This window comes from Paenibacillus sp. FSL F4-0097 (assembly GCF_038593125.1).
Lineage (GTDB): Bacteria > Bacillota > Bacilli > Paenibacillales > Paenibacillaceae > Paenibacillus_AQ > Paenibacillus_AQ odorifer.
The window spans coordinates 1,385,823-1,410,788 of sequence record NZ_CP151965.1; the positions used below are offsets into that span (position 1 = coordinate 1,385,823).

27 protein-coding genes and 1 riboswitch are annotated in these 24,966 nt (G+C 44.8%); of the genes, 23 read left to right on the forward strand and 4 right to left on the reverse strand.

The window, feature by feature from the left end; genetic code table 11:
* The first annotated feature begins 43 nt into the window (after positions 1-43).
* Entirely contained in the window at positions 44-370 is a 327-nt protein-coding gene (locus MHH86_RS06095) for a YnfA family protein (RefSeq protein WP_094903927.1), read from the forward strand.
* A 1,043-nt stretch (positions 371-1,413) separates the two neighbouring features.
* On the opposite strand, the gene MHH86_RS06100 is transcribed toward MHH86_RS06095, so the two are convergent.
* Positions 1,414-3,102, reverse strand: coding sequence for a methyl-accepting chemotaxis protein (locus MHH86_RS06100; RefSeq protein WP_076147460.1), 1,689 nt, complete (start codon positions 3,100-3,102; stop codon positions 1,414-1,416).
* A 367-nt stretch (positions 3,103-3,469) separates the two neighbouring features.
* A riboswitch (PreQ1 riboswitch) is annotated at positions 3,470-3,515 on the forward strand.
* Positions 3,516-3,525: 10 nt separating this feature from the next.
* On the opposite strand from MHH86_RS06100, the gene MHH86_RS06105 reads away from it, so the two are divergent.
* The 10 genes from MHH86_RS06105 (at position 3,526) to MHH86_RS06150 (ending at position 12,096) form a co-directional block, all read left to right on the forward strand.
* Positions 3,526-4,239 (forward strand): queuosine precursor transporter, encoded by a 714-nt coding sequence (locus tag MHH86_RS06105; protein WP_076274615.1) that lies wholly within the window; start codon positions 3,526-3,528, stop codon positions 4,237-4,239.
* 278 nt (positions 4,240-4,517) lie between these two features.
* Positions 4,518-5,999, forward strand: a complete 1,482-nt coding sequence (locus MHH86_RS06110) for an AMP-binding protein (RefSeq protein ID WP_076272030.1) — start codon at positions 4,518-4,520, stop codon at positions 5,997-5,999.
* The gene (locus MHH86_RS06115; protein ID WP_076272029.1) at positions 5,996-7,147 is read left to right on the forward strand and encodes a thiolase family protein; all 1,152 of its coding nucleotides are present in this window, start codon (positions 5,996-5,998) and stop codon (positions 7,145-7,147) included. Before MHH86_RS06110 ends, MHH86_RS06115 begins: the two co-directional genes overlap by 4 nt.
* Positions 7,144-7,545 carry a MaoC family dehydratase N-terminal domain-containing protein gene (locus MHH86_RS06120; RefSeq protein ID WP_076137506.1) on the forward strand — a complete coding sequence of 134 codons (402 nt, stop codon included), beginning with the start codon at positions 7,144-7,146 and terminating at the stop codon, positions 7,543-7,545. The genes MHH86_RS06115 and MHH86_RS06120 overlap by 4 nt, the downstream gene beginning before the upstream one ends.
* A complete protein-coding gene (locus MHH86_RS06125; RefSeq protein ID WP_339823695.1) occupies positions 7,520-7,861 on the forward strand; it encodes a MaoC family dehydratase in 342 nt (113 codons plus the stop codon). Before MHH86_RS06120 ends, MHH86_RS06125 begins: the two co-directional genes overlap by 26 nt.
* Positions 7,862-7,863: 2 nt before the next feature.
* Positions 7,864-8,685, forward strand: a complete 822-nt coding sequence (locus MHH86_RS06130; RefSeq protein ID WP_342479658.1) for an SDR family NAD(P)-dependent oxidoreductase — start codon at positions 7,864-7,866, stop codon at positions 8,683-8,685.
* Entirely contained in the window at positions 8,686-9,486 is an 801-nt protein-coding gene (locus tag MHH86_RS06135; protein WP_036681818.1) for an energy-coupling factor transporter ATPase, read from the forward strand. It begins immediately after the preceding gene.
* Entirely contained in the window at positions 9,471-10,328 is an 858-nt protein-coding gene (locus tag MHH86_RS06140) for an ATP-binding cassette domain-containing protein (RefSeq protein WP_038569181.1), read from the forward strand. The genes MHH86_RS06135 and MHH86_RS06140 overlap by 16 nt, the downstream gene beginning before the upstream one ends.
* Entirely contained in the window at positions 10,321-11,124 is an 804-nt protein-coding gene (locus MHH86_RS06145) for an energy-coupling factor transporter transmembrane component T (RefSeq protein WP_076274621.1), read from the forward strand. The genes MHH86_RS06140 and MHH86_RS06145 overlap by 8 nt, the downstream gene beginning before the upstream one ends.
* 6 nt (positions 11,125-11,130) lie before the next feature.
* Positions 11,131-12,096: a nitronate monooxygenase family protein gene (locus tag MHH86_RS06150; RefSeq protein WP_038574185.1), complete on the forward strand. Its 966-nt coding sequence runs from the start codon at positions 11,131-11,133 to the stop codon at positions 12,094-12,096.
* Positions 12,097-12,180: 84 nt separating this feature from the next.
* On the opposite strand, the gene MHH86_RS06155 is transcribed toward MHH86_RS06150, so the two are convergent.
* Positions 12,181-13,275: a Xaa-Pro peptidase family protein gene (locus MHH86_RS06155; protein ID WP_036681827.1), complete on the reverse strand. Its 1,095-nt coding sequence runs from the start codon at positions 13,273-13,275 to the stop codon at positions 12,181-12,183.
* A 225-nt stretch (positions 13,276-13,500) separates the two neighbouring features.
* Here MHH86_RS06155 and MHH86_RS06160 point away from each other — a divergent pair, with 225 nt between their 5' ends.
* Positions 13,501-14,343 carry an SDR family oxidoreductase gene (locus tag MHH86_RS06160; RefSeq protein WP_076099019.1) on the forward strand — a complete coding sequence of 281 codons (843 nt, stop codon included), beginning with the start codon at positions 13,501-13,503 and terminating at the stop codon, positions 14,341-14,343.
* Positions 14,344-14,368: 25 nt separating this feature from the next.
* A complete protein-coding gene (locus MHH86_RS06165) occupies positions 14,369-14,872 on the forward strand; it encodes a GNAT family N-acetyltransferase (protein WP_036681829.1) in 504 nt (167 codons plus the stop codon).
* A gap of 17 nt (positions 14,873-14,889) precedes the next feature.
* Here the strand turns inward: MHH86_RS06165 and MHH86_RS06170 are convergent, their stop codons facing one another.
* Positions 14,890-15,234: a helix-turn-helix domain-containing protein gene (locus MHH86_RS06170; protein ID WP_076099018.1), complete on the reverse strand. Its 345-nt coding sequence runs from the start codon at positions 15,232-15,234 to the stop codon at positions 14,890-14,892.
* Between the two features lie 91 nt (positions 15,235-15,325).
* Between MHH86_RS06170 and MHH86_RS06175 the strand changes: the two genes are divergently transcribed.
* The 10 genes from MHH86_RS06175 (at position 15,326) to MHH86_RS06220 (ending at position 23,470) form a co-directional block, all read left to right on the forward strand.
* Positions 15,326-15,586: a YqkE family protein gene (locus MHH86_RS06175; protein WP_076099017.1), complete on the forward strand. Its 261-nt coding sequence runs from the start codon at positions 15,326-15,328 to the stop codon at positions 15,584-15,586.
* A 228-nt stretch (positions 15,587-15,814) separates the two neighbouring features.
* Positions 15,815-16,762: an ABC transporter permease gene (locus MHH86_RS06180; RefSeq protein ID WP_036681839.1), complete on the forward strand. Its 948-nt coding sequence runs from the start codon at positions 15,815-15,817 to the stop codon at positions 16,760-16,762.
* A gap of 2 nt (positions 16,763-16,764) precedes the next feature.
* A complete protein-coding gene (locus MHH86_RS06185; RefSeq protein WP_036681842.1) occupies positions 16,765-17,709 on the forward strand; it encodes an iron chelate uptake ABC transporter family permease subunit in 945 nt (314 codons plus the stop codon).
* Positions 17,703-18,458 (forward strand): ABC transporter ATP-binding protein, encoded by a 756-nt coding sequence (locus MHH86_RS06190; RefSeq protein WP_036681845.1) that lies wholly within the window; start codon positions 17,703-17,705, stop codon positions 18,456-18,458. The genes MHH86_RS06185 and MHH86_RS06190 overlap by 7 nt, the downstream gene beginning before the upstream one ends.
* Positions 18,459-18,579: 121 nt before the next feature.
* Complete coding sequence (locus MHH86_RS06195; protein WP_303396593.1) at positions 18,580-19,584, forward strand: siderophore ABC transporter substrate-binding protein; 1,005 nt, start codon at positions 18,580-18,582, stop codon at positions 19,582-19,584.
* A gap of 166 nt (positions 19,585-19,750) precedes the next feature.
* Positions 19,751-20,254 carry a sigma-70 family RNA polymerase sigma factor gene (locus MHH86_RS06200; protein ID WP_038569189.1) on the forward strand — a complete coding sequence of 168 codons (504 nt, stop codon included), beginning with the start codon at positions 19,751-19,753 and terminating at the stop codon, positions 20,252-20,254.
* Positions 20,247-21,440, forward strand: coding sequence for an anti-sigma factor (locus MHH86_RS06205; protein ID WP_038569190.1), 1,194 nt, complete (start codon positions 20,247-20,249; stop codon positions 21,438-21,440). The genes MHH86_RS06200 and MHH86_RS06205 overlap by 8 nt, the downstream gene beginning before the upstream one ends.
* 202 nt (positions 21,441-21,642) lie before the next feature.
* Complete coding sequence (locus MHH86_RS06210) at positions 21,643-22,149, forward strand: metallophosphoesterase (RefSeq protein WP_036681852.1); 507 nt, start codon at positions 21,643-21,645, stop codon at positions 22,147-22,149.
* 102 nt (positions 22,150-22,251) lie between these two features.
* Entirely contained in the window at positions 22,252-22,713 is a 462-nt protein-coding gene (locus MHH86_RS06215; protein ID WP_076099016.1) for a GNAT family N-acetyltransferase, read from the forward strand.
* Positions 22,714-22,747: 34 nt separating this feature from the next.
* A complete protein-coding gene (locus tag MHH86_RS06220; protein ID WP_076099015.1) occupies positions 22,748-23,470 on the forward strand; it encodes an HAD family hydrolase in 723 nt (240 codons plus the stop codon).
* 322 nt (positions 23,471-23,792) lie between these two features.
* On the opposite strand, the gene MHH86_RS06225 is transcribed toward MHH86_RS06220, so the two are convergent.
* A complete protein-coding gene (locus tag MHH86_RS06225) occupies positions 23,793-24,899 on the reverse strand; it encodes an FAD:protein FMN transferase (protein WP_036681858.1) in 1,107 nt (368 codons plus the stop codon).
* Positions 24,900-24,966 lie beyond the last annotated feature (67 nt).

Below are 24,966 nucleotides of genomic sequence, written 5' to 3' on the forward strand. Positions count from 1 at the left end.
TAACCTTTGCGTTTTTAGGAGATTGACAGGGAAGAGGGATGACATGTTATTTGCCATTCTGCTATTTATAATTGCTGGCCTTGCTGAGATCGGTGGCGGATATTTAGTGTGGTTATGGTTGAGAGAATCAAGGCCACTTTGGTACGGCTTAGTGGGGTCCTTGATTCTGATAGCGTATGGGATTATCCCTACGTTGCAGAAATTCCCTTCCTTCGGCAGAGTGTATGCGGCTTACGGCGGGGTGTTTATCGTGCTTGCGGTCTTATGGGGATGGCTTGTAGACAAGAAGACACCAGACGTATATGACTGGGTCGGAGCAGGTATTTGTGTGATCGGTGTATCGGTCATCCTCTGGACACCGCGACACTAAGTTGAGTGATGTTTGCTTAGCCATAAAAGCTGAATGAAAGCTGAGTAACCTAGTTTTTACTGAGTGAGTAACTTGGCTTCGGACTCAAGGGACCTTATTTGCGAAAAAAAGGGTTATTTTGGAGCGTTTTCGGACACCAGAGGCGCTATTTGAACAAAAAAGGCTGAGTCTGGGTTGATTATGAGGCCATAGCGTCTCTCGAGTCCGAAAAAGCCTCCAAATGGCATTTTTTCGAGTAATAGCGGCATCTGAGTCCGCAAGCCAGCAGCAAATAGCGTGCTGAGGTCTAAGTGAGAGCTTCGCGCAAGCTAGTGCATGTAGCTGATTCTATTGCTGTAGGTAGCATCCACGGAGGAACTTTGAGTAATTTGCTGTAGGTAGCATCCACAGAGGAACTTTGAGTAATTTGCTGTAGGTAGCATCCACGGAGGAACTTTGAGTAACTTGCTGTAGGTAGCATCCACGGAGGAACTTAGAGTAATTTGCTGTAGGTAGCATCCACGGAGGAACTTTGAGTAACTTGCTGTAGGTAGCATCCACGGAGGAACTTTGAGTAATTTGCTTAGGTAGCATCCACAGATGAACTTTAAGTAATTCGCTGTGAGTAACTTGGCTCCGGACTCAGGAGACCTTATTTGCGAAAAAAGGGTTATTTTGGAGCGTTTTTGGACACCAGAGGCGCTATTTGAACAAAATAGGCTGAGTCTGGGTTGATTATGAGGCCATAGCGTCTCTCGAGTCCGAAAAAGCCTCCAAATGGCAGTTTTTCGAGTAATAGCGGCATCTGAGTCCGCAAGCCAGCAGCAAATAGCGTGCTGAGGTCTAAGCGAGAGCTTCGCGCAAACTAGTACATGTAGCCGAGTCTAAGCGAGAGCTCCGCGCAAGCCTAGCGTATGCACCCTGAGTCTAAGCGAGAGCTCCGCGCAAGCCTAGCGCATGCAGCCGAGTCTAAACGAGACCTCAGCAAGCGCTAGCGAGCCATTGTAAACTAAAAACCCCCCTTCAACACTTCCGTGTGAACGGGGGTTTTTAGTTTACAAGCGTTAAATCTTAAATTGCTGCACAGCTTCTTGGAGTTTCTTGGCTTGCTCATACAGATGTTTAACGGTTTCTGCATGGCCTTCCAGTTCGACGCGCTGCCGCTCTGAGTTAGCAGCGAGTGTATCCGCACTTTCTTGCGATCTTGATGTAATTTGTGCAGTTTCTTCGACGGAAGCACTGACTTCTTCTGTACTTGCCGAGATTTGCTGTGTAGCCGCAGATACGGATTGGATGCTGTGATTGATGCTTTGGATAAGGATCAAGAGGTGATTAAAGGCATCACCTGCTTCTGCTACCTTGCCGACTCCAGAGGCAACCTCAGAATTCACGTGGTTCATCTCAGTAACGGAGCGGCTCATATCTTCCTGAAGGCCAAGTAGGAAGTCACGGATCTGTTCGTTTGCGTTACGGGATTGTTCAGACAGCTTGCGTACTTCTCCGGCAACAACAGCAAAGCCGCGTCCATGCTCTCCTGCGCGTGCAGCTTCGATTGAAGCATTCAGCGACAGCATTTGGATCTGTTTCGTAATTTCAGTAATGCTGTGAACGACTTCTCCGATCATTACTGAACGCTCATTCATGATTTGTAATTGATCCAGCGACTGTAGGGAAGCACGTTCAACCTGGCGCATTTGCAGCACAGCGCTTTGAGCAATTTCATTACCGCCACTTGCTTCAGCGGAAGCCTCACTGATTTGCTCCGTGACTTCATTCGCTGCTGAGGCAATACTTTGAATGCCTAAATTGATTTCTTCCATTGCTCTCGAGTTATCTGATGCACTGCTAGCGATAGTCGTACTACCTTTGCCGATTTCTACTACCGATGAGCTGGAGTGTTCTGCCATATCATTGAGAACCTCAACACGTTCTTTTAAAGAGTTGGAATCTGCAACGACAGTATTAGAGGTTACCAGTACATGTCCGATCATTTCTTTCAGGCGTTGGGTCATCGCTTGGAAGCTTACGGACAACTGTGCAACTTCGTCATTTCCTTTAATTGATAATTCTTCGGTGAAATCTCCCTCTGCGAGCCGGGCACTATAAGCTGCCAGTTTTGAGATTGGACGTGTTATACGCACACTCATAAACCATGCACCAGTTAGGCCGATGATCAACGTCAGAAGTGTGATGCCGGCACTTGTCCATAGAATGCTGTCTGTTTTTTCTTGAATGAAGCTTACGTCACTGCTTACACCGATGATCATCGTACTTCCGGGAATACCGATATAAGCTGTTTTATGTATACCATGCGCGTCGCTATATGTATCGCTTAGTCCAGTTTTTCCTTTAGAGGCTTGTTGCATTGCAGAGGATACGGTGACACTTTCTGCCCGTTGCAATTTTGCATCGTGATCTGCGGATAGAATCTCAGCTTCTTTCCCTTTCAGATTGACCAGAAAAATGGTTTCCACTCCATGTTGTTTCCTCTTATCCTGAAAATAGAACTCAAGATTGGTGGCAGATTGTTCGTTCTTATTTAGCGTTTGCTGGGCGTGCATTACGTTGAGATTCTTATATACGTCCTGAGCAGCGGCAGTAAGGATTTTGTTAATCTGCGGCATAACATAGCTGTTGAAGATATTGATGGAGATAAAGTAGAAGCTGGTGCTTAACAAAAGAGACGTGAGCAACAGAACAACAAATAATAAACGCGTGAATTTGCGACTGATCGAATGCTTGATACGAAACATATCGTTCTCTCCTTTTTTTATGGACGGTGAGGTCATTTCTTTTTTTGGTCTTCACTAGATACTCCATGCCAACTGCTGGAAATTGGCGACCCGAGATATATTCCATAGTTATGTCATATTTCTACTAAATGGATCGGGAATAAGGTGTTTGATACTATTCTATAGAATTAACCTCTGGATGAATAGTGAAAGTTTTGTCCTATAGAGCATTTTTTTCTGAAAAAAATGAATTATTGCTGACTATTTTAGATAATTGTCGAAAAAAAAGAACTGGAACTACCAATTTCATATAAAAATATTATTTTTATGGATTGTTAAGCGCTATTGTGATAGAGTATTAATGTTTTGTTCCAAAAATTTAATAATGTAAGCCGCGGTTCGTAACCATCCCGCGTAAACAAAACTAGGAGGAGTTTCAGTAATATGTTTAATTTGTTGTGGGGAGTTTTATTTGTTATTGTCAATTTTGCCTTTTTTCTACTCTGTTACCGCCTGTTCGGGAAAAGTGGAATGTATGCCTGGGTAGGTATTGCTACTGTAATTGCTAACATTCAGGTAGCTAAGACGATTGCTATGCCATTTGATATTGTGATGACACTCGGAAATACGATGTATGTCACTTTGTATATGACCAGCGATTTGCTTAATGAGAAGTACGGAAGAGCGGAAGCACGTAAAGCGGTCTGGTTTGGTTTCTTCACCTTGCTTATGACTACAGTCATTATGCAGATGGTACTAGTATTTAAGCCACAGGAGACCGATATCGCTCAGTCTTCTTTGGAGACGATTTTTGGGCTGATGCCTCGACTAGCTTTGGGTAGTCTTACTGCTTACTTCATTAGTCAGTTCCTAGATGTTCGGTTGTACTCTTGGATTCGTAAATATTACAGCACCTCAAGTCAGCTGTGGATTCGTTCCAACGGCAGTACGATGATTAGCTCCTTTGTGGATACACTTATTTTCTGTACCATTGCGTTTGCGGGCTTGTATGACTGGAATGTATGGCTTGAAATTTTGCTTACGACTTATCTAGCGAAGTTCTTACTAACCGCAGTAAGCACACCTATCTTATATATCGCCCGAACCTTTACTTTTGCTGAAGAGGGTAAACCATCATCCTTTCAAAAGAAGGACTAGACAACAATACAGCCAGCGCGTACCGATCATAATCGATGCGTGCTGGCTATTTTTTTAGTTGTAAGATGGACTTAATAGTTACATGAAAATGTGTACATAAAAATAATATAAAGCTAAAATAAGCTATCATAGCAATTCTAGCGGGTTAGTCTAACAGGAGCGCCTGCGATGGCGCTTATCACATATCCTTTAGTCTGGGCTGGACTTGCGGGGCAGTCCGATTGAAGAAAATGTATATAATTGGTAGTCACAGAAATTACGAACAGGTGTGATCAAGGATGAATCTAGTAGTTCCTATACTGCGTCATGCAGCACAGCAGCCTGACAACATTGCCTTAACCCATGACCTAGCAAGTCATACCTATACAACATTAGTAGAAACGATGCGGAGAATCGCGAATGGCCTACAGCAAAAGGGTCTGAGGCATGACAAAATCGCGATTTTATCTACGAATCGTATTGAATTTGTTGAGGTTTTCTTGGGGGCGATTTATGCGGGCTGTGTTCCCATTCCCTTAGATCCCAAATGGAGTGCTAATGAACTGCAGGTTATTATAGAACAGTGCCAGCCGACAATGATTTTTGCCGAGCCGGAAGCCGCAAAGAATCTGGTCCTCAAGGATCAAGCGATCCCAACACTGACCTTCTCAAATGAACGAACAAGTTCCTATGATCAGTGGCTGGCTGCCCTGAAGCCGGAGGCTGAGTTGGATGAGACGAATGAATTATTATTTATTGGCTTTACTTCAGGCACAACCGGGTTGCCCAAAGGTTATATGCGTACCCATTTATCATGGTTAAAAAGCTTTGAGGTCTCGAATATTGCTTTTGAATTGGACGCTATGAAGGATGTTTTGGCACCAGGTCCATTTGTGCATTCCCTATCCTTATTCGCCGTAATGCAGAGTCTATATTGTGGAGCAACCTTTCATATCACACAAAAATTTAGTGCCACGAAGGTGTTAGAGCTGTGCCAGCAAATTCCGGGTGTGGTGCTGTTCGTCGTACCAACAATGATCGAATCCATGATGTTGCAGGCTGTACCTGGGCAGATACAGATTGATGCGATTATTAGCTCAGGTGCAAAGTGGTCGGAGTTGTCCAAGAAAAGGGGCATGGAAGTGTTTGGTGGAGCGCGCCTTTATGAATCCTACGGTTCTTCAGAAGCGAGTTATATTAGTTATTTGAATGTTCTGACCGAGCATAATCCGACCTCTATAGGCAAACCTTATCCCGGGGTGCAAATTTCCATTCGTGATGAACAGTTCCGGGAAGTCCCTACTGGGGAGATTGGGCAGCTATATGTGCGTAGTGATATGATATTTTTAGGCTACCATCAATTGCCGAATGAGACAGCAGCAGCTTTTAGAGAGGGATGGCTTATTTTAGAAGACTATGTTTATCAGGATGAAGCTGGTTATTTATATATGGCGGGACGTTTGAAGAATAAAATCATATCCGGAGGCCTGAACGTTTATCCAGAAGAAATAGAGAGGGTGCTGGAGTTTCTTCCGGAAATAGATGAAGTGATGGTGCTTGGCGTGCCTGACGATTACTGGGGAGAACAGCTGATAGCCCTCGTGAAGTGGAGCGGAGAGCAGCATTTATCTGTCGACGAAATTAAGAATTATTGCCGCCAGTATTTAGCAAGCTACAAAGCGCCGAAGCAGCTGTTAACCCTGGATGAATTTATCTATACAAGCAGTGGCAAAATTGCCCGGCAAGCGATGAAAGACTATGTGAAAAGAGCGATGGTATGATAGAAGCAGTAATTGTCATGGCAAAACGTACACCGATTGGCAGAATGGGTGGCTTATTAAGTACACTTGAGCCGGAAGCATTACTGGCGCCGCTTATTCAGCATATTGTAGCCGAAACGAACTTGCCTAAAGAACTGATCGATGATGTCATTATTGGGAATGTTGTGGGCCCAGGAGGTAATATTGCCCGGGTAGCTGCGCTTGAAGCGGGGCTGCCTGTTTCGGTTCCGGGCGTCACCGTGGATCGTCAGTGCGGATCTGGGCTAGAGGCAATTAATATAGCAGCAAGACTGATTCAAAGCGGCGCTGGTGAGATTTATTTAGCGGGTGGTGTCGAAAGTACGAGCCGTGCTCCATGGAAAATGGTTAAACCACAGACCTTAATGGGGGTTCCGCAGCTATATACCCGTGCACATTTTACGCCTAGCTCTTACGGTGATCCGGATATGGGAATTGCTGCAGAGAATGTAGCTCGGAAATACGGGATTTCTCGAGAAGAGCAGGATCAATATGCCTTGAAAAGCCATCAAAAGGCGGTTCATGCTCAGCAAAGTGACCGGTTTCAGCAGGAGATAGTACCTCTTCAGGTAGAGGGGCAGTGGGTGAACACCGACGAATGTCCTCGGGCTAATACGAGTCTGGACAAGCTGCAAAAGCTGCCGCCAATTTTTGAAGAAAAGGGTACCGTCACTGCTGGAAATGCCTGTCCTATTAATGATGGCGCAGCGCTTCTATTAATGATGTCTCGGGAGAAATGCCAGCAGCTTAAGCTGAAGCCTATTTTACGGGTCGTGGATGCGCAAGCTGCGGGTGTAGATCCGAACTATTTAGGGATGGGGCCTGTACCAGCTGTGCAAAAGGTGTTAAAACGCCAAAAGCTTACCGTTGCCGATTTAGATATCGTAGAGTTTAACGAGGCTTTTGCTTCACAAGTATTGGCTTCACTGAATGAGCTTCAAATTCCACAGGAAAAGGTCAATCTTGGCGGGGGGGCATTAGCAATAGGCCATCCATACGGAGCTTCCGGGGCTATTTTAATGACTCGGTTATGTGCTGAAATGCAACATGCTCCTTACCAACGAGGGCTTGCTACTCTGGGAATCGGCGGCGGGATAGGTCTGGCAACACTCGTGGAGGTTATGGAATGAACAGTGTCCGACATCAGATCCATATGACTGCTGATTGGATTTCGGACTACGCACAGAGTATCGAAGCACCCATGCAGACGATAAATGGAAAGCTGATTGCTCCTGCGACGATGCCTATTATTTTCTGGCAAAACTTCGATATTCCTTGGTTAATCATCGGTGAACCCTTGCTTCACGGCACTCAGAAATTTTCATATCAGGCTCCGATTACGGCGGGGATGATTTTGGATTGTGAATTAGCGTTAACGGGCGAGGTGCAAAAAGAAGGCAGACAGGGTAAACTGACTTTTTACACACATACGCTGGTTTGTAGGTGTGAGGGTGAGCTTATAGTCACCGCAGAAACGGTGTTAATTCGGGTAGGTGATGATCATGATAAAAAAGTGCGTAACAGCTGAAGCTATCCGGCAATATGCAGCTGCTTCCCAAGATTCGGCGCCTATACATTTAGATGTAGATGCCGCTGCCAAGGCTGGCTTGAAGCGACCCATCGCACATGGGATGTATCTTATGGGATTAGCCCAATCCTTGTACATTGCTGAGCACCCTACACAGTGGATCACTCAATATGATATGAAATTTCATAAGCCTATAGAGGTCGATAGTGTCGTGATTTTTGATTTTGCAGCTGACGACTGCTTTGTGAAAGTGATCCTTACAACAGAAGCTGGCGATGTTATTGCTGCGGGAGCTTTTGCAGTGAAAGAGGTGTAGTGATGAATAGAGTAGCCTTAATTACTGGAGCAACAAGAGGGATCGGACGTAGTATCGCCATGCAGCTTGGTAAGTCAGGTTATATAGTGGTTGTAAATGGTACGAAACAAGTCTTAATCGATGAGGTTGTGCGCGAGATCCGCCAGGCAGGCGGAGAGGCACTAGGGTACGCTGCTAATGTAGCCGATCCAGTCGCAGTCACTGCTATGGTAGGTGAGGTCATTGCCCGATACGGTCGTATCGAGGTATTGATAGCTAACGCGGGAATTGTGCAGGATCAGAAATGTCAACGTATGACGGATGAACAGTGGAAGACTGTTCTGGATGTGCATTTAAATGGCACTTATTACTGCATTCAACGAGTATTACCACATATGCGTGAAACAGGTGGGGATATCCTGTTGATGACCTCTGCTGCTGGACTAGCAGGTTCCGTGGGTCAGGTGAATTATAGTGCAGCCAAGGCTGGAATACTCGGCATGATGTGGACGCTCGCAGCAGAGCTGAAACTTGACCAGATTAGGGTCAATGCGATCTCTCCAGCGGCGTTAACGGATATGACCAGACCTATAATTGACCATCTGAGGGAAAAACATGCCAGTCGGAATGAACCTTTGCCTGACTTTTGGAGAATAGGTGACCCGGAGGATATTGCTTCCTTCGTGACAGCATTATTGAGGGAGTCCGACGCGGATTTAACCGGTGAAATCTTTGCTGTGAATGGATCAAAAGTGACAAAATGGGAGAAGCCTGCACCTGCATTTTCCGAGAACAGCATTGAGGCATTTTTTGCTGCTTGGCACCTTCAAAAGGGGAGTGAATAAATGCTTACCTTCGATCAAGTTTGTTTTTATTATAAAAAGGGACAACCTCTCCTGGAGGATATTAGCTTTACGATAGAAGCAGGGGAGTTTGTGGCGATAGTTGGCGCGAATGGTTCTGGCAAATCCACTATTGCAAAGCTCATGGACGGACTGCTGCTGCCACGAAAAGGGGCTGTACAATTTAAGAGCTTGGACACGGCAAAACCAACGGATCTTGCGGAGATCCATCAGCAAATCGGTTTTGTTTTTCAGAATCCAGAGGATCAGTTTATCACCACAACCGTTATGGATGAGGTGCTTTTTGGTTTGGAGAATATCCGTGTGCCGAGGGAGGAAATGCGCAGCCGATTGGATCATGCCTTGCAGGCCGTTCAAATGGAGGATTATCTGGAGGCTATGCCACATCAGTTATCTGGAGGTCAAAAGCAACGTGTCGCTATCGCAGCTATATTGGCGATGCGCCCGCAAGTCATTATTTTTGACGAGGCTACCTCAATGCTTGATCCTCAGGGAAGACAGCAGGTTCTTTCCATCATGCAAGAGCTGCATCGTCAAGGCCTGACCCTTATTCATATCACCCACCATATGGAGGAAGTGCTTGCAGCAGAACGCGTATTACTCCTGCACCAAGGACGACTTGAGTTTGACGGCGATCCACTGACTTTTTTTGAAACCATGCCTGTTGCGGACTATCAATTACATCTGCCCTTCGCAGTGCGTGTACATACATTGCTCCATTCAGCAGCACCGCTAACAGCCGATTGGAAGGGGATAATTCGATCACAATGGTCTACCAATTAAAAAATCTAAGTGTGAACTATGCCGATCATGTGGCTTTGCACAATATAAACTGCACTATTCCTGAGGGCAAATGGATTTCTATTATCGGTCCAACAGGCGCAGGAAAGTCTACCTTTGTCAAAGTGCTGAAGGGCTTGATTCCCACCGTAAAAGGAGACTATTGGATTAATCAGCAGCCTGCCAGCAGAGATGCCAAAGGGCGCTTAAAGGTTGTCCCTGAGTTGGGTTTCGTTTTTCAATATCCTGAGCATCAGCTATTCGAAACAACGGTGTATAAGGAGCTTGCTTTTGCTCTGAATCAACAGGGCGCTTCACGTCAGCAAATTACAGAGGCGATTGAAACGATTTTGCCACAAGTGGGTTTGCCTGAGGGAATTCTCCCCTTAAATCCATTCCAGTTAAGCGGTGGTGAAAAGCGCCGTGTAGCTATTGCCTCTGTACTGATGACAAATCCGAAGCTGCTGATTTTGGATGAACCGACAGCGGGTCTCGATCCTGCTAGCCAAGTGTCTTTGCTGAAGCTACTAAAGGAATGGCAGCAACAAGACAATCACACGATCCTCTTCGTTTCGCATCAGATGGATGATGTTGCCGAATACTCGGATGAGGTCATTGTTTTTCATGAAGGTCAGTTAAAAGGGCATCATGATATCAGAACATTGTTTCTGGAAAAGGAAGAATTACTGCTGGAACTTGGACTATCCTTGCCTGAACCCGTACAGCTCTTGAAGCTAATGGAGGAATTATCTGACCAGAAGATTGAAGTTGCCAGCTGTAAAGAGCAGGATATCCTCGAAGCGATTTTGCCGATTTGGCATTCGAGGGGGCAAGAGCATGGCTGATTCCGTATTAGTCGGTCAATATGTGGAGACACATTCGATTTTTCATCGTTTAGATCCTCGTACAAAGCTTGTAAGTATCGTGATACTCATGCTTAGCTTTATGATGCTTGGAACGGGGATTAGTTATGTTGTTGCAACCTTTTTTGTACTGGGAATGTTGTTACTGTCGAAAGTTCCTGTGCATTTTTTTTGGCGAGGGCTGCGGCCGGTATTATTTATTTTATTGTTTACTTTTGTTTACAATGCCGTGTTCACCAAAGGGACGGTTCTCTGGTCATGGTTTTTTATCGAGGTGACTGAAGAGGGACTGCGAATAGGATTACGTTTTGTATGGCGTATTATATTGCTCATCTTGTTAGCCTCAGTTCTAACCTTAACTACTAAGCCGCTGGACTTAGCTTATGGTCTGGAAAAGCTGCTTGCCCCTCTATCCAAATTGGGGGTACCCGTAGAACAGTTCTCTTTAATGATAGTGATTGCGATCCGTTTTATCCCTACCCTCAAGGAGGAGCTTGATCGTATCTTTCTCGCACAAAAGGCTAGAGGTTATGATCTTACAGTATTGTCACTGCCTAAACGGATATACGCGTACATTCCGATCATTATTCCTCTGCTCTTCACAACGATTCAACGTGCTGAACAGCTGAGCTATGCAATTGATGCGCGTGCTTATGGTAATGGTAAAGGAAGGACTTCTTTTAAAAGACTGCAATTTCAGCAGATAGATTATCTGGCAGGGGGAGTTGCCCTTTTATTTGCCGTGATTCTGCTTTGCTTAAAGATAGGAAAGGTGTAGATGAAGATGAAATGGAACACCCGTATTACGGAGTTATTGCACATAGAATATCCTATTATTCAAGGAGGACTTGCTTATTTAGGTTATGCAGACCTCGCGGCTGCGGTTTCAAATAGCGGTGGACTGGGTCAGGTCACAGCAATGAGTCTTCCGGATGCTGAGGCCTTACGTGCAGAAATACGGCGGGTACGAACACTAACAGACAAGCCATTTGGTGTTAATTTTGCTATCGGCATGCATGGGATTGGTTATGAAGACCGGGTGCAGGTCGCCATCGACGAGCAGGTTCCCGTGGTGAGCCTCACTGGAGGGAATCCAGCCCCTATACTGGAAATGTTACTGCCCACCGATATTAAAACGCTCGTGCTCGTCTCCTCACGCAGACAAGCCCAAAAGGCCGAACAATTAGGCGCTTCTGCGGTTATTGTTGTTGGGCAAGAGGGCGGGGGTCACTTAGGGCGTGACGATGTTGGAACCATGGTGCTCGTTCCTCAAGTGGTCGATGCGGTTAATATCCCTGTGATTGCTTCAGGAGGGATCGGAGATGGCCGTGGATGGATGGCTGCTCATGCGCTTGGGGCTGAGGGAATCGAAATGGGCACTCGTTTCGTTGCTACAGTGGAATGTGTGCACGCGGCTGTTTCTTATAAAAAAGCTTTAGTAGAAAGCTCAGAGTCGGATACGGTTGTAATCAAACGTTCTATTGGAGCACCCGCACGAGTGTTGCGTAGTGACTACATTGATCAAATTCTTGAAATCGAGCGCGTGACACCGACCTATGAAGCATTAAAAGAATATATCAGTGGTGCAGCCAACAAGCGCTGGATTTATGATGGTATCAAAGAAGAGGGCATCGGCTGGGCAGGTCAAGTAACAGGAATGATCCAAGATATACCTACAGTCGCGGAGCTGGTCGGCAGGATGGTTAAAGAGGCTGGGTCGATTCGCGGGATGTGGGGAACACAGGTTTAAATAAAAACAAACACAGAGCGGTGATTCTCTCATTATTGGAGGAATCGCTGCTCTGTGTTTTTGACCGTGGCTTGTAATTCTTTTCTACAAATGAAGAATAGTCAGTTCCTTAGGGAAGCTTGTTAAGGTCTCTGCGCCTTCAGCTGTAATAATCAGATCATCTTCGATACGCACACCCGCTAGTCCAGGCACATAAATTCCTGGCTCAACGGTGAACACATTGCCGATCTCGATAATGTCATCGTTCTGTCCGTGAAGTGATGGATATTCATGAACATCCATGCCCAGTCCGTGTCCGACACGGTGCAAGAAATATTCCCCGAATCCAGCTTCCTCAATTACATCACGTGCAGCTTTGTCGACTGAGCCGAAAGGTGCTCCAGGATTGGAGGCAGCGATCCCAGCTTCGTTGGCAGCCAGCACAGTGTTATAAATAGTGATTAGCTTGTCGTCCACGGATTCAATTGCAAAGGTACGTGTAATATCAGAAGCATAACCATCAGCATACACCCCGATATCAAACATCAGGAAATCGCCTGGTTGAATGACCCGGTTGCCAGGAACACCGTGAGGTAGGGCAGTTTTCGGACCAGAAAGCACCATAGTGTCGAAGGAAGGACCGGAAGCGCCAACCTTTTTCATTAGATATTCTAGCTCCGCTACTAGATCGTTTTCTGTAACGCCTGTTTTTACGTGGGTAAGAACGCGGCGCAAGGCTTCCTCAACTAGCTCAGCGGCATGTTTCATGCGCTTAACTTCATCCGGGGTCTTTTTGGAGCGCATGCTGCGCAGCAATGGACCAATATCACTAAACCGTTCAGCTGGAACAGCAGCGGTTAGGTGTTCAAAACGGGCTACTGAGAAATGTTCCTTCTCTATGCCAAGAGTTCCAAGCTTGCTGCTGCCGAAACAATCTTTTAGCAGGTTATAGGGATTATCAGTGTCACTGTGAGTTAGGATTTTGGTGACCGAAGAAGCCGCTTGAGCCGCTTCTGCATCCAATGCAGGCAGAATGAGCATAGGCTCTTCTCCGCGTATCAGCAGCAGACCCAGAAAACGTTCATGCGGATCGCTGGCGAAGCCGGTTAAGTAGTAGACATGCTTGGGATCTGTTACGAGCAGGGCATCCAGGCCTTCGCCCGCCATTTGCTGCTCTAGGCTTGTCAGAGCATTATTCATAGTTGGTGTTCCCCTTTCAACTTCACGATTAGAACTGCAATATTCCTATTATAGATCAAAAATAGACCAGACGCACCTGACGAACTATAACTATCGTTGGCTAATCATGACATGAAGCTTTTCTTAACCCTACTAGTTGGTGTAACATATCTTTAAATATACTTCTCCTAAGGTTAGGCTAAAGCTTATTCGGGTACGGTTGTTGAGAGAGGAGTGATTCTTGGAATGAGAGGAACAATCGCACTTGTTACCGGAGCGAATTCCGGTATGGGGCTGGCTACAACAGTTGAACTGGCTCGCAAGGGAGCCAAAGTCATTATGGTTTGCCGTAATCGCCAGCGGGGAGAAGAAGCACTTGCTGCCGCCAAACAAAAGAGCCACTCCGAGGATATCGAGCTCATGTTGTGTGATCTGGCTTCACTTGAGAGCATTCGCAGCTTTGCTGAGGAATTTACTATGAAATATCCGATGCTAGACATACTTATCAATAACGCCGGGGTAGTCACGATTAAGCGTCAGCTTACGAAGGACGGCTTTGAGATGGATCTTGGCGTAAATCATTTGGGGCATTTTCTACTTACAAATCTGTTACTTGAGTCGTTGCAGGCAGCAGAGCAAGGCCGTATCATTGTGGTTGCCTCCGGTGCTTACAAAATAGGTGCGCTCCATTATGAAGATCCAACCCTGGCTCGCCGTTTTAATCCTGCAAAAGCCTATGCCCGATCCAAGCTAGCCAATATTCTGTTCACGCGGGAGCTGGCTTCGCGTCTTCACGGAACAAGGGTGACGGTGAATTGCTTGCATCCAGGTGCAGTGGGGACGAATATAGGTGTAAACCGGCAGACAGGCTTCGGCAAGTCGGTACTTAAGTTACTCTCATACTTTTTCTTAACACCTGAACAAGGCGCCGATACAGCGATTTATTTGGCTACAGATCCTGATCTTGAAGAGGTAACCGGTCAATATTATTATCGAAGAAAGATTAAACAACTGTCTCCCAGAGCGCAGAATACAATAGAGGCCGAACGGCTGTGGCAATGGAGCCAGGAGCAGGTCGGCCTGAGTTAATTAACACATTTGGAGGAATTAAGGGATGAATTGGGAGAACAGCAGAATTGAAGATGCGACATCTGCAGACTTAGCAGCTATTGTAGATATTTATAACTCAACGATTGCTGGGAGGATGGTAACTGCAGATCTGGAACCCATTACTGTTGCAGACCGGGAGAAATGGTTTCTTGAGCATAACAGCCATCACCGTCCCTTATGGGTACTGAAGCAAGGAGATGAAATTGCAGCATGGTTCAGTTTTCAATCCTTCTATGGTCGTCCAGCGTATAATGCAACAGCAGAAATCAGCGTATACGTGAATGAAAAGTTCCGTGGTGGTGGTGCTGGCAGAATTCTTCTGACAGAGGCCATTGAGAAAGCCCCTAGTCTCGGAATTAAGAATCTAGTCGGCTTTGTGTTTGGACATAATGATCCAAGCCTTGGTTTGCTGAAAAAATTTGGTTTTAAAGAGTGGGGAATGCTGCCTGGTGTGGCTGAACTTGACGGTATAGAGCGTGATTTAGTCATTGTAGGCCTTAAAGTCTAAAATACCAGATAAAACGCTTACATTTCGAGAGTTGGATTTAGGTTATCGGTGTCGCAATCGACCCATTCTTTGGACCAACTCTGTAAGTCTCGGATGACTGATTCCAGGGCAAGACCTTTATCCGTCAAAGAATATTGGATTCGCACGGGGGTCTCTGGAAACACTTCTCGAAGAACGATCCCTTCCTGTTCCAGCTCTTTGAGCCGTTCGGAGAGCAGTCTTCCACTGATGGGCAATGCCGCTTCAATTACATTGAAACGTTGGGGTCCTTGAAGGAGCTGGTAGATAATTAAACCAGTCCAACGCCTGCCGATAATATCCATACTTTTTTGTAGCCGGGGACATAAATCATTGGACTTCATAGGGCTCACCTCTTAGTAAACATTATAAACGAAAAGACCAATAACTTAAACAAATTCCAATTTAATTCAGTACTAGAAAGGATGATGGACAGTGGCTAAAAAAAAGAAAATGCCTACCACACCAAGAGCCGCTATGAATGATGGCCCTGCTACGTTAAAAGACCTGCTAAGCAGTGATGTTCTAGGAAAGCTGAAGGCGCAATCTGATGCGTTGAAAGCGGAGGAAAATGACCGTAAAGAAGCTGCCCGTAAGGCAGTGGAAGATCAGCGCAAGGCTGAGCAGAAGCGGTTGGAGAATGATTTTGCACATCTGCTGGAGAACAGTAATCAGGATTGGAAGAAATTTAAATAAATCCTATGGCTTCGCGCTAAAAATATGGCAGAGATTAAAGAGGCACCCGTTAGGGTGTCTTTTTTTATGTAACTTAAGCAGATAAGCCTAAGTCTTAATTATTTTAAATTTAAGTATATGAAAGGGTTGACCCTCAAAGTGGGCTTAGGTATAATTTAAAACATTGCGAATGAAAATCATTATCATAATATCGCATTTGTAAACTATTAAACAGATAAGGAACAACTCATGAAACTAAAATATTTGTCCCTACTTCTAATAGTATTTTCATTTATATCTTTGTTTATAGGCGTTAAAGATATATCCCCATTAGATCTCTTTCATCTTACGGAATCTCAAGCACAGACCTTGCTGGTAAGCCGGATTCCCCGGTTAGCCGCATTGATTATCGCTGGAGTCAGCATGAGTATTGCCGGATTAATTATGCAACAGCTGTCACGCAATAAATTCGTCTCACCGACTACGGCAGGGACGATGGATTCCGCAAAATTTGGTATTCTCGTATCCCTCATGTTATTCACAGGCGCAACGCCAATGCAGAAATTGCTTGTTGCTTTTGTTTTTGCGCTATTGGGCACCTTTATTTTTATGAGAATCCTGGATCGGATCAAGTTCAAGGATAGTATTTTTATCCCGCTGGTCGGACTCATGTTTGGCAACATTGTAGGCTCGATTACAACATTTTTTGCGTATAAAAATGATTTGATTCAGAATATCTCATCTTGGATGCTTGGGGATTTCTCGACGATTATCAAAGGCCAATACGAATTAATTTATATCAGCATTCCACTTGTCATTCTGGCGTATCTCTTCGCTAATAAATTTACAGTAGCCGGTATGGGCGAGGATTTCTCCGTCAATCTTGGCATGAACTACAAAGCGGTGGTCAACGTGGGATTGGTAATTGTAGCGTTAATCTCTTCTGTTGTCATTTTAACCGTAGGTACGATTCCATTTCTGGGTCTAGTAGTACCTAACATTGTAACGTTGTACATAGGGGATAACCTCAAAAAAAGTCTGGCGCATACAGCCATTCTCGGAGCGGTGTTCCTCCTGTTCTGCGATATTCTGGGCAGGCTCATTATCTATCCATATGAAATATCAATCAGTCTCACGGTAGGCGTCATCGGTAGTGGTCTGTTTATCTACTTGCTGATGAGAAGAAAGGCGAACTAGAGATGAAGACAAAACTAACTATATTATCAATAAGTGCTGTCGCCCTCATCGTCTTGTTTATGACGTATCATGCTTTGGGAAATTGGGACTACGTTCTGCCCAGCCGGGGAAGAAAGCTGGCGGCCATTCTGATTACCGGAGCTGTGATAGCTGTCTCTACCGTAGTTTTTCAGAGCATCACGAACAATCGTATTTTGACACCAAGTATTCTCGGGCTCGATTCCCTGTACATGTTAATCCAGACGTTCGGTGTTTATGCCTTAGGTTCATCGAATATGACCTTTATGAATAAAAACATCAACTTCTTGTTCTCTGCGTGCCTCATGGTCCTGTTTTCAGGCGTATTGTATAAGCTAATGTTCCGTAGGGAAGGACAAAATATTTATTTCCTGCTGCTGGTAGGGCTGATCATGGGGACGATGTTCCAGAGCGCGTCTTCTTTTATGGAAGTGCTTATTGATCCGAACGAATTCCTGATTCTACAGGGGAAAATGTTCGCCAGCTTCAACAATGTCAGCAGTGACCTATTGATTCTTTCCACCATTGTTCTGACGCTAACTACGTTGTACTTCCTGCGATTTGTTAAGTATTTGGATGTTATTTCGCTTGGAAAAGACGAAGCCATTAATCTGGGGATCAATTATGACTATGTAGTCAAAAGGCTGCTAGTTATTGTATCTATCTACGTTTCGATCTCGACGGCTTTAGTGGGGCCAATCACTTTCTTAGGTTTGTTGGTAGCTAATGTAGGACACCAGTTGTTCCGTACCTATAAGCATGCTTATCTGATTCCTGGAACGATTCTGTTGAGCATTGTTGCGCTTGTCGGCGGGCAGTTCCTGGTCGAACGTGTTTTTGGATTCAATACTACGGTTAGTGTGATTATCAATTTTGCAGGCGGCGTCTACTTCGTCTATCTGCTGTTAAAGGAGAATAAGTCGTGGTAGAAGTTAAAAATTTAACCAAACGTTATGGCGGAGTAACCGTCGTTGATGATGTGTCCTTGTCCATTAAAAAAGGCGCAATCACCTCGTTTATCGGACCAAATGGTGCGGGTAAAAGTACACTGCTCTCCATGATCAGCAGACTTATCTCCAAAGACGCGGGAGAGGTGCTGATCGAAGGTAAGGAAATCGGTACCTGCAAAAGTAATGAGCTTGCTCGTAAAATATCGGTGTTAAAGCAGTCCAATCATATTAGCGTACGCCTCACTGTGAAGGAGCTCGTTTCTTTTGGGAGATTCCCGTATTCACAGGGGAAGCTGAGTCCGGAGGATCGGGCGTTCGTTGACGAAGCGATTGCTTACATGGATCTCCAAGAGATGCAGGATAAATATATTGATCAGCTCAGTGGAGGGCAACGCCAGCGGGCATATATTGCCATGGTCATGGCTCAGGATACAGAGTACATTCTGCTCGATGAACCGCTCAACAACCTTGATATGAAGCATTCCGTCCAAATTATGAAGGTGCTTCGCCGCTTGGTAGACGAGAAGGGGAAGACGATTGTGCTCGTTATCCACGATATTAACTTTGCTTCTTGTTACTCTGACTACATTGTTGCGCTTAAAAATGGAAGAGTAGCTTCCTCGGGTACAGCGGATGAAATTATAGATTCTGCAGTTCTTAAAGAGGTATATGACATGGACATTCCTATTGAAACTATAGGAGGCCGAAAAATCGGTGTCTATTTCTAAAAGGTAACTATTACTATGCGGATATTATTATGACGTAACGTAAGAAGTGAAAGGCGCCAGCTTCTTAACGCATACGCGAATAATTCAAATAGCTTCACTATAAAAATTAGGGGTGAATACATTGAAGAAGAACTTATCTTTACTGATTATGACAGTATTTCTTGCGGTAATCTTGGCGGCTTGCGGCTCCAATAATGCAGCAACTTCAAATAACAACACAGCAGCGGCAGGCAATTCGGAGGCTACTACTGCACCAACAACGGAAGCAACTACAGCACCGACAGAGCTTACTTTCAAGCATGCGCTTGGCGAAACAACTATCAAAAGCAATCCGCAAAAAGTGGTTGTTTTTGACTTCGGTACACTGGATACGCTGGATAAACTGGGCGTAGAGGTGACTGGAGTGCCTCAAAGTAATGTACCGGCTTATCTCTCTAAATATAACGATGCTAAATATGAGAATGTTGGTGGTTTGAAAGAGCCTGACTTCGAAAAAATAAACAGTCTTTCTCCGGACCTGATCATCATTTCCGGCAGACAACAGGATTCTTATGAAGAATTCAGCAAAATTGCACCTACTCTGTATGTGGCTGTAGATAATGCAAACTATATGGAATCTTTTACGAATAACGTGAAAATGCTGGGTCAAATTTTTGGAAAAGAAGCAGAAGTAGAAACTGAGCTTGCGACTATCAATGATTCCATCAAAGCTTTGAATACGAAGGCAACAGCTGATGGCAAAAAAGCACTTGTTATTCTTGCGAATGAAGGCAAAATCAGTGCTTACGGTGCAGGTTCCCGTTTTGGGATTATCCATGATGTGTTCGGATTTGCACAGGCTGATGATAAAATTGAAGTATCCACTCACGGACAAAGCGTATCTTACGAATATGTAGCGGATAAGAACCCGGATTATCTGTTTGTAGTAGACAGAGATGCGGTTGTGAAGAGTGATGGCGGTGAATCCGGTTCAGCTAAAAAAGCAGTTGAAAACGATCTAGTGAAGAATACAAATGCCTTTAAAAACGGTAAGATCATCTACTTGGATCCTAACTACTGGTATTTGTCCGGTGGCGGTTTAATATCCGTTAGCGAAATGCTCAAAGAAGTTGAAGTTGTTCTGTAAGCAGAGTAACTTGGTGAATTAAAAAGCCTGTTGGCGGGAGTAATACTCCTTGCCAGCAGGCTTTTTTCGCTTTTTTCCATAGATTTACTGGTATATTCATACTAGTTGCTAAATTTATCTGTAACTTTTCAGGCTGGGATACGTGGTTAGGTTAAGGGGGGAGTGCATGAAGCGAAATTCATTGGATGAAATATATCAGATGTATGTGATGGATATTTACCGCTATTTGCGCTCCCTTTGTGGTGATCATTATGCGGCTGAAGATTTGATGCAAGAAACCTTTTATCGCGCTTATCTACATTTGGAGAATTGTAAAGAAGAGAAGATTAAACCATGGCTGTTCCGTGTCGCTTATAACGCCTTCGTAGATTACAAGCGAAAGGAAGGCCGCAGTACAGTTCAGAGTGAGGATTATTTCAAAAAGCTTGCTCATCCAGATACCACAGAAAGCACACTGCTTCATCAGGAACGTTGGGAAGAGATGAGGATAGCTGTAAGTGAGCTACCGGACAATCAGAGAAATGCACTGCTGCTGCATGATTTTCATGGGCTGAGTTATCGGGAAGCATCGGACATTATGGATGTGGGCTTGTCCCAATATAAGATATTGATCTTTCGGGCCAGACAGAAGCTGCGTGAGGCAGAGCGGAGGAGAAATGAACATGAGTGAAGAGTTTAAGGAGAAGTTAAGAAGGTATGGCGAAGGCACTCTTGCTGATGAGGATAGGGATGAGGTTGAGCGTGAGTTAGAGAAGATGGAAGCTTACCAGGCTTATCTGGATGAACTCATGGGCGAAGAAAAGCCGGCTCCAGATGAGGAGAAGAGCATAAAATTCGGAAAGGGTAAAAGAAACAGACCCGGCAAAGAAAAAAAGATCATCCGCCGTGGCAAGTGGAAAGCACGTATATCGAATACTTTAACGGTGATTTCTGCGTTTTTGATTTTTTTGATTGTCAGCAGTATCATCACAGCGGTATTTTATAGCACTGGAGAAAGAGGAGAGACTTACCGTGATGTCGTTTCTTCCGCAATTGCTGTTTCACAGCCGAATACGATCGTCCATTTGAGTAGCGATTCCGGACCGTTTTTTAGTATGAATCTGCAGGGTGAAATAATAAAACAAATTGGTGATGCGCGGATTAATGTTGGAGATTATTCGATGAAGTTTCTATTAGGCTGGCCTAGAATCTATAGTTATTCATGGACATATGAACGCAGTGGGACAGGTAATTACTTTATCTATCCCATTGAGAACCAGTCTGCAGAAAATAGGATGGATGACAGCAGTGAGTGGGAAAAACTAGAGAAGCTCCCTGAAGGTACGGTAGGAGAAGCCTATTTGTCTTTTGAACAATTTTTTACGACAGATGAGCTATTGAAGAAGTTTCAGCATAAAAATCTTGAGCTTTTATGGTTCGCAGCAGATACAGGTCCAAGGACACAAGAGCCAGTAATAAATGATCCCTTAGGATTTCCAAGTATGCCTATCTGGCATGCTGATGATATGAAGGTGACACAAGAATCAAAGAAAAAGTGGGGTTGGTTTGGAGGGGTGACTAGCCGCACGAGTGTTTCTCCATCTGTTGACTCATATGGGGATGGTGAACTGCGTAATGCGAACTTCCTTAAGACACTGCACTTAATGCAGGAGCATAAATCGATCGCCAACAAGGTAATTCCGTTTATTGATCTGGATGACTCCATTAGCTATCTGGAGAAGAACGGAGTTAGGCTGTATGGAGCTGTCGTAACCGGTCCGGTTAAAGAGTTGCTCAAGTTAAAGGAAGAAAAATGGGTCAGTAATATTCATGTTGAAGAAGTAAGATTATGGAATTGGCAGGATAGAGAGAACTGAGTTGGGATGCTAAATACTGTAGAAGGTAGTAAGCGTAAATGATTTCTTCGTAATTACTTAATGGCAGTCGGATATGCCCTGTGTTAGTGGGGTGTACCCGGCTTTTCTGTGTGGGAGAAGTCACAGAACTTGCTTCTCGTTTAAGCAAATCGTACAATTATTTGAATATGAGATGAGTATGATAGATTAGGAGCTGAGTTATATGAAAGTAGGCGTGGTATCAGATACACATATGACAAGAATGGCTAAGTCTCTGCCCAAAGCGCTTGTTGCTGAATTCCGGAATGTAGACTTGATTCTGCATCTTGGAGATTGGGTGAGTATGGGAATCTACGATTTGTTGGCTGAATTAGCTCCAGTGGAAGGGATTGCTGGAAATAACGATGGAATAGAGATCATTGAGCGTTTCGGGGAGCGTAAGCTGCTAACGCTTGAGGGAGTCCGGATCGGAATGGTCCATGGGCATACGCCACACTCCCGCAAAGGAACGGACGGGAATGCGCTGCTTGCTTTTGCGAACGATAAGGTGGATTGTATTCTTTTTGGTCATTCGCATCAGCCTTTATTGCGGGAAGAGAATGGGATTCTGCTCTTTAATCCAGGATCGCCAACAGATAAACGACGTGAGAAACTGTATTCCTTCGGAATTTTGGATATCGAAGAGGGTAAAGTCAGTGCCCGGCATGTGTTCTACGATTCCAAAGAATAAGAATAATTGTCCAAATGATCTGGCGTTCGCTCCATGGTGCACGGTACGGCTGAAATATACAATAACGTTAAAACGGTCCAAGCCGGAAAGTGAGCGCTGAGGATGAACAACTATCGTATTGAACGTGTGATCTATGATGATTTGGAACGGCTTATCCCATTGTTTGATGAGTATCGGGTATTTTATGGGGCAGTCTCTGATCTGGATGGTGCACGTGCTTTTTTATCAGATCGATTGAAGCTGAACGAATCGGTAATCTTTATTGCGGTGGGGGGAGAAGGCGAGGAGAAAAGAGCGTGGGGCTTCACTCAGCTCTATCCCTCTTTTTCATCGGTTTCTATGGAGCGTCTCTGGATATTGAATGATCTATATGTAACTGCGGAACTGCGAGGCCATGGGCTCGGCTCCAAGCTGCTGGAAAGTGCCAGAGCTCATGCGCTCGCTACGAATACGAAGGGCTTGTCCATGACAACAATGACGGCGAATGTGGGGGCACAGCGTTTATATGAAGCGCATGGCTACATTCGGGATGATGTTTTTTATACCTATAACCTTTTTTTCTAAAAGCTAGAGAGAAAGACGAGTAAGGGGCGTTAAAGTGGATACAAGTAATAAGTTGGCAATCTTTTTTGACCTTGATGATACCTTATATGATCATTTGGTTCCATTTAAAGAAGCGGTGCGTCAAGTACTTAAACCGGATGAGAGCAGTCTGGACTTTGCGGAATTATTTTATAAAGTAAGACATCATAGTGATGTATTATGGCCTATGTATTTACGTGGAGAAATTCCGCTGGAGGAGACTAGGGTACGCCGATTGGAGCTTGCTTTTGCAGAGTATGGTCTACAGCTTGATCGTGACCAAGCCACGGCGGTACAAGCGGCATACATTGGCCGTCAGTACACCATTCAAATGATAGATGGAGTCCGGGAGCAATTGGAAAGGTTCATTGCTGCTGGTCATAAAGTAGGCATCATTACGAATGGACCCAAAGATCATCAAATGAAAAAGATTCGCGGATTAGGTCTGGATCAGATGATCCCCGAGGAGATGATTTTTATTTCTGACGCTGTAGGTCTGGCCAAACCAGATCCGCAACTCTTTTTGCATGTAAATCAGCAGTCTGGCACTTCACCAGACCATTCACTTTATATAGGCGATACCTGGGCTAATGATGTAGTAGGAGCGCTTGCGGCTGGCTGGAAGGTCTGCTGGTATAATCCGAGAGGCAGACAGCCGGCTACGGAACATAAGCCTAGTTATATTTTCACGAATTATAAGGAATTTAGTGAGTTGCCTTTGGTGCTGCAAAAATCTTGATCGGGAATTAATTAGGGAAAAACTCCCTGAATTGAACCGGTTAGAGCGTGAAATTGAGGTTATTGGGGAATTCCTCCCTAATAAAACCTAAATAAACATGGTTATAGCCATATTCGGGTGATTTTTAGGGAGGTTTTTCCTAATCGAAGGTTTGCATTGAAAAAATCTAATGATTTTAGGGAGGAATTCCCTAATTATCAGGCTGCTGGGCGATGAATGGGCAATGAATATCCCTCAGCCACGCCAAAGAACCTTTATCCACAATAAAAGAGCTTGCCTCCCAAAGCCAACAACGGCCTTATGGGGGCAAGCTCTATTTCATTTAATCAGCGAAGCTGTACGTAGGGTCAGTCAGATTCATTCTTTCTTTAATGCCTGGTGTGGCGTAGATTTTGTTGTCATCGGTAATAAAGAAAGCTTCTACATCTTCAGGTAACGACTCCAGATATTTCATACCTTCTTCGATCCCCATCAAGAACACCCCAGTGGACAAAGCATCCGCATCTGTTGCATTAGGGCTCATAATGGTCAAGCTTTTGAGACCGTTCTGAGAAGGGTAACCTGTGCGTGGATCAAGAATATGGTGATAACGAACATTGTCTTGCATAAAATAACGTTCGTAAACACCAGAAGCATCGATGACCTCATCCGCGATTTTAATCGTTCCTAGCTGCGTGCCGCGGCTTTGGTCAGGGTCTTGCAGACCAATATTCCAATCCGTTCCGTTTGGTTTCGTACCTAACGCAATAATACTGCTGCCGCCGAGGTTGATCATTGCACTGTTAAGGCCTTGCTCTTTTAAATAATCAGCGATACGGTCAGCAGCATACCCTTTGCCGATACCTCCAAGATCCAGTACCATATTTTCCTTCAGTAGCTTCACGGTCTTAGCAGCCTCGTCAATTTCAACGTCCCTGTAATTGGTTAGGCTCTTGGCTGCATCGATAGCTGCTGGATCAGGGACTTTATCTCCGCCACTACCGATGTTCCAGAGGTCGATCAGCGGACCAATCGTGGGATCGAATAGCCCGTCCATTTCTTTTGCATATTGCACGGATTGTTTTACAACATCTAAGGTCTCGTCCGAAACGACAACCGCTTCTTTTCCTGCTGCTTGATTGACTGCGTAAACCTCGCCGCCTTCTTTTGTACGGCTAAGCTCCATATCCATTCGCTCCAGCATTTGCTGGATATCATCCATATTTTTTTGGGCTACATTTTCTCCGAACACTTTGATATTCACGACCGTGTCATAGATATAAAAGGTCTGTGAGAGTGACTTGGCTTCGCCTTTTCCTGAAGCTGTTGCGCCACCCGGTGTTTCCGTCGCTTTGTCATCCTTATTTTTAGTAATTAGCCAAGCGCCGACAGCTATGACGACGATGACGATAACAACGAGGATCAACGTCGTTTTTTTGTTCTTGAACATATTCCACCATCCATAAAGTTAGTTTCTAAAACACATTATTACTATCATACCCTAGATCAGAAGTTGA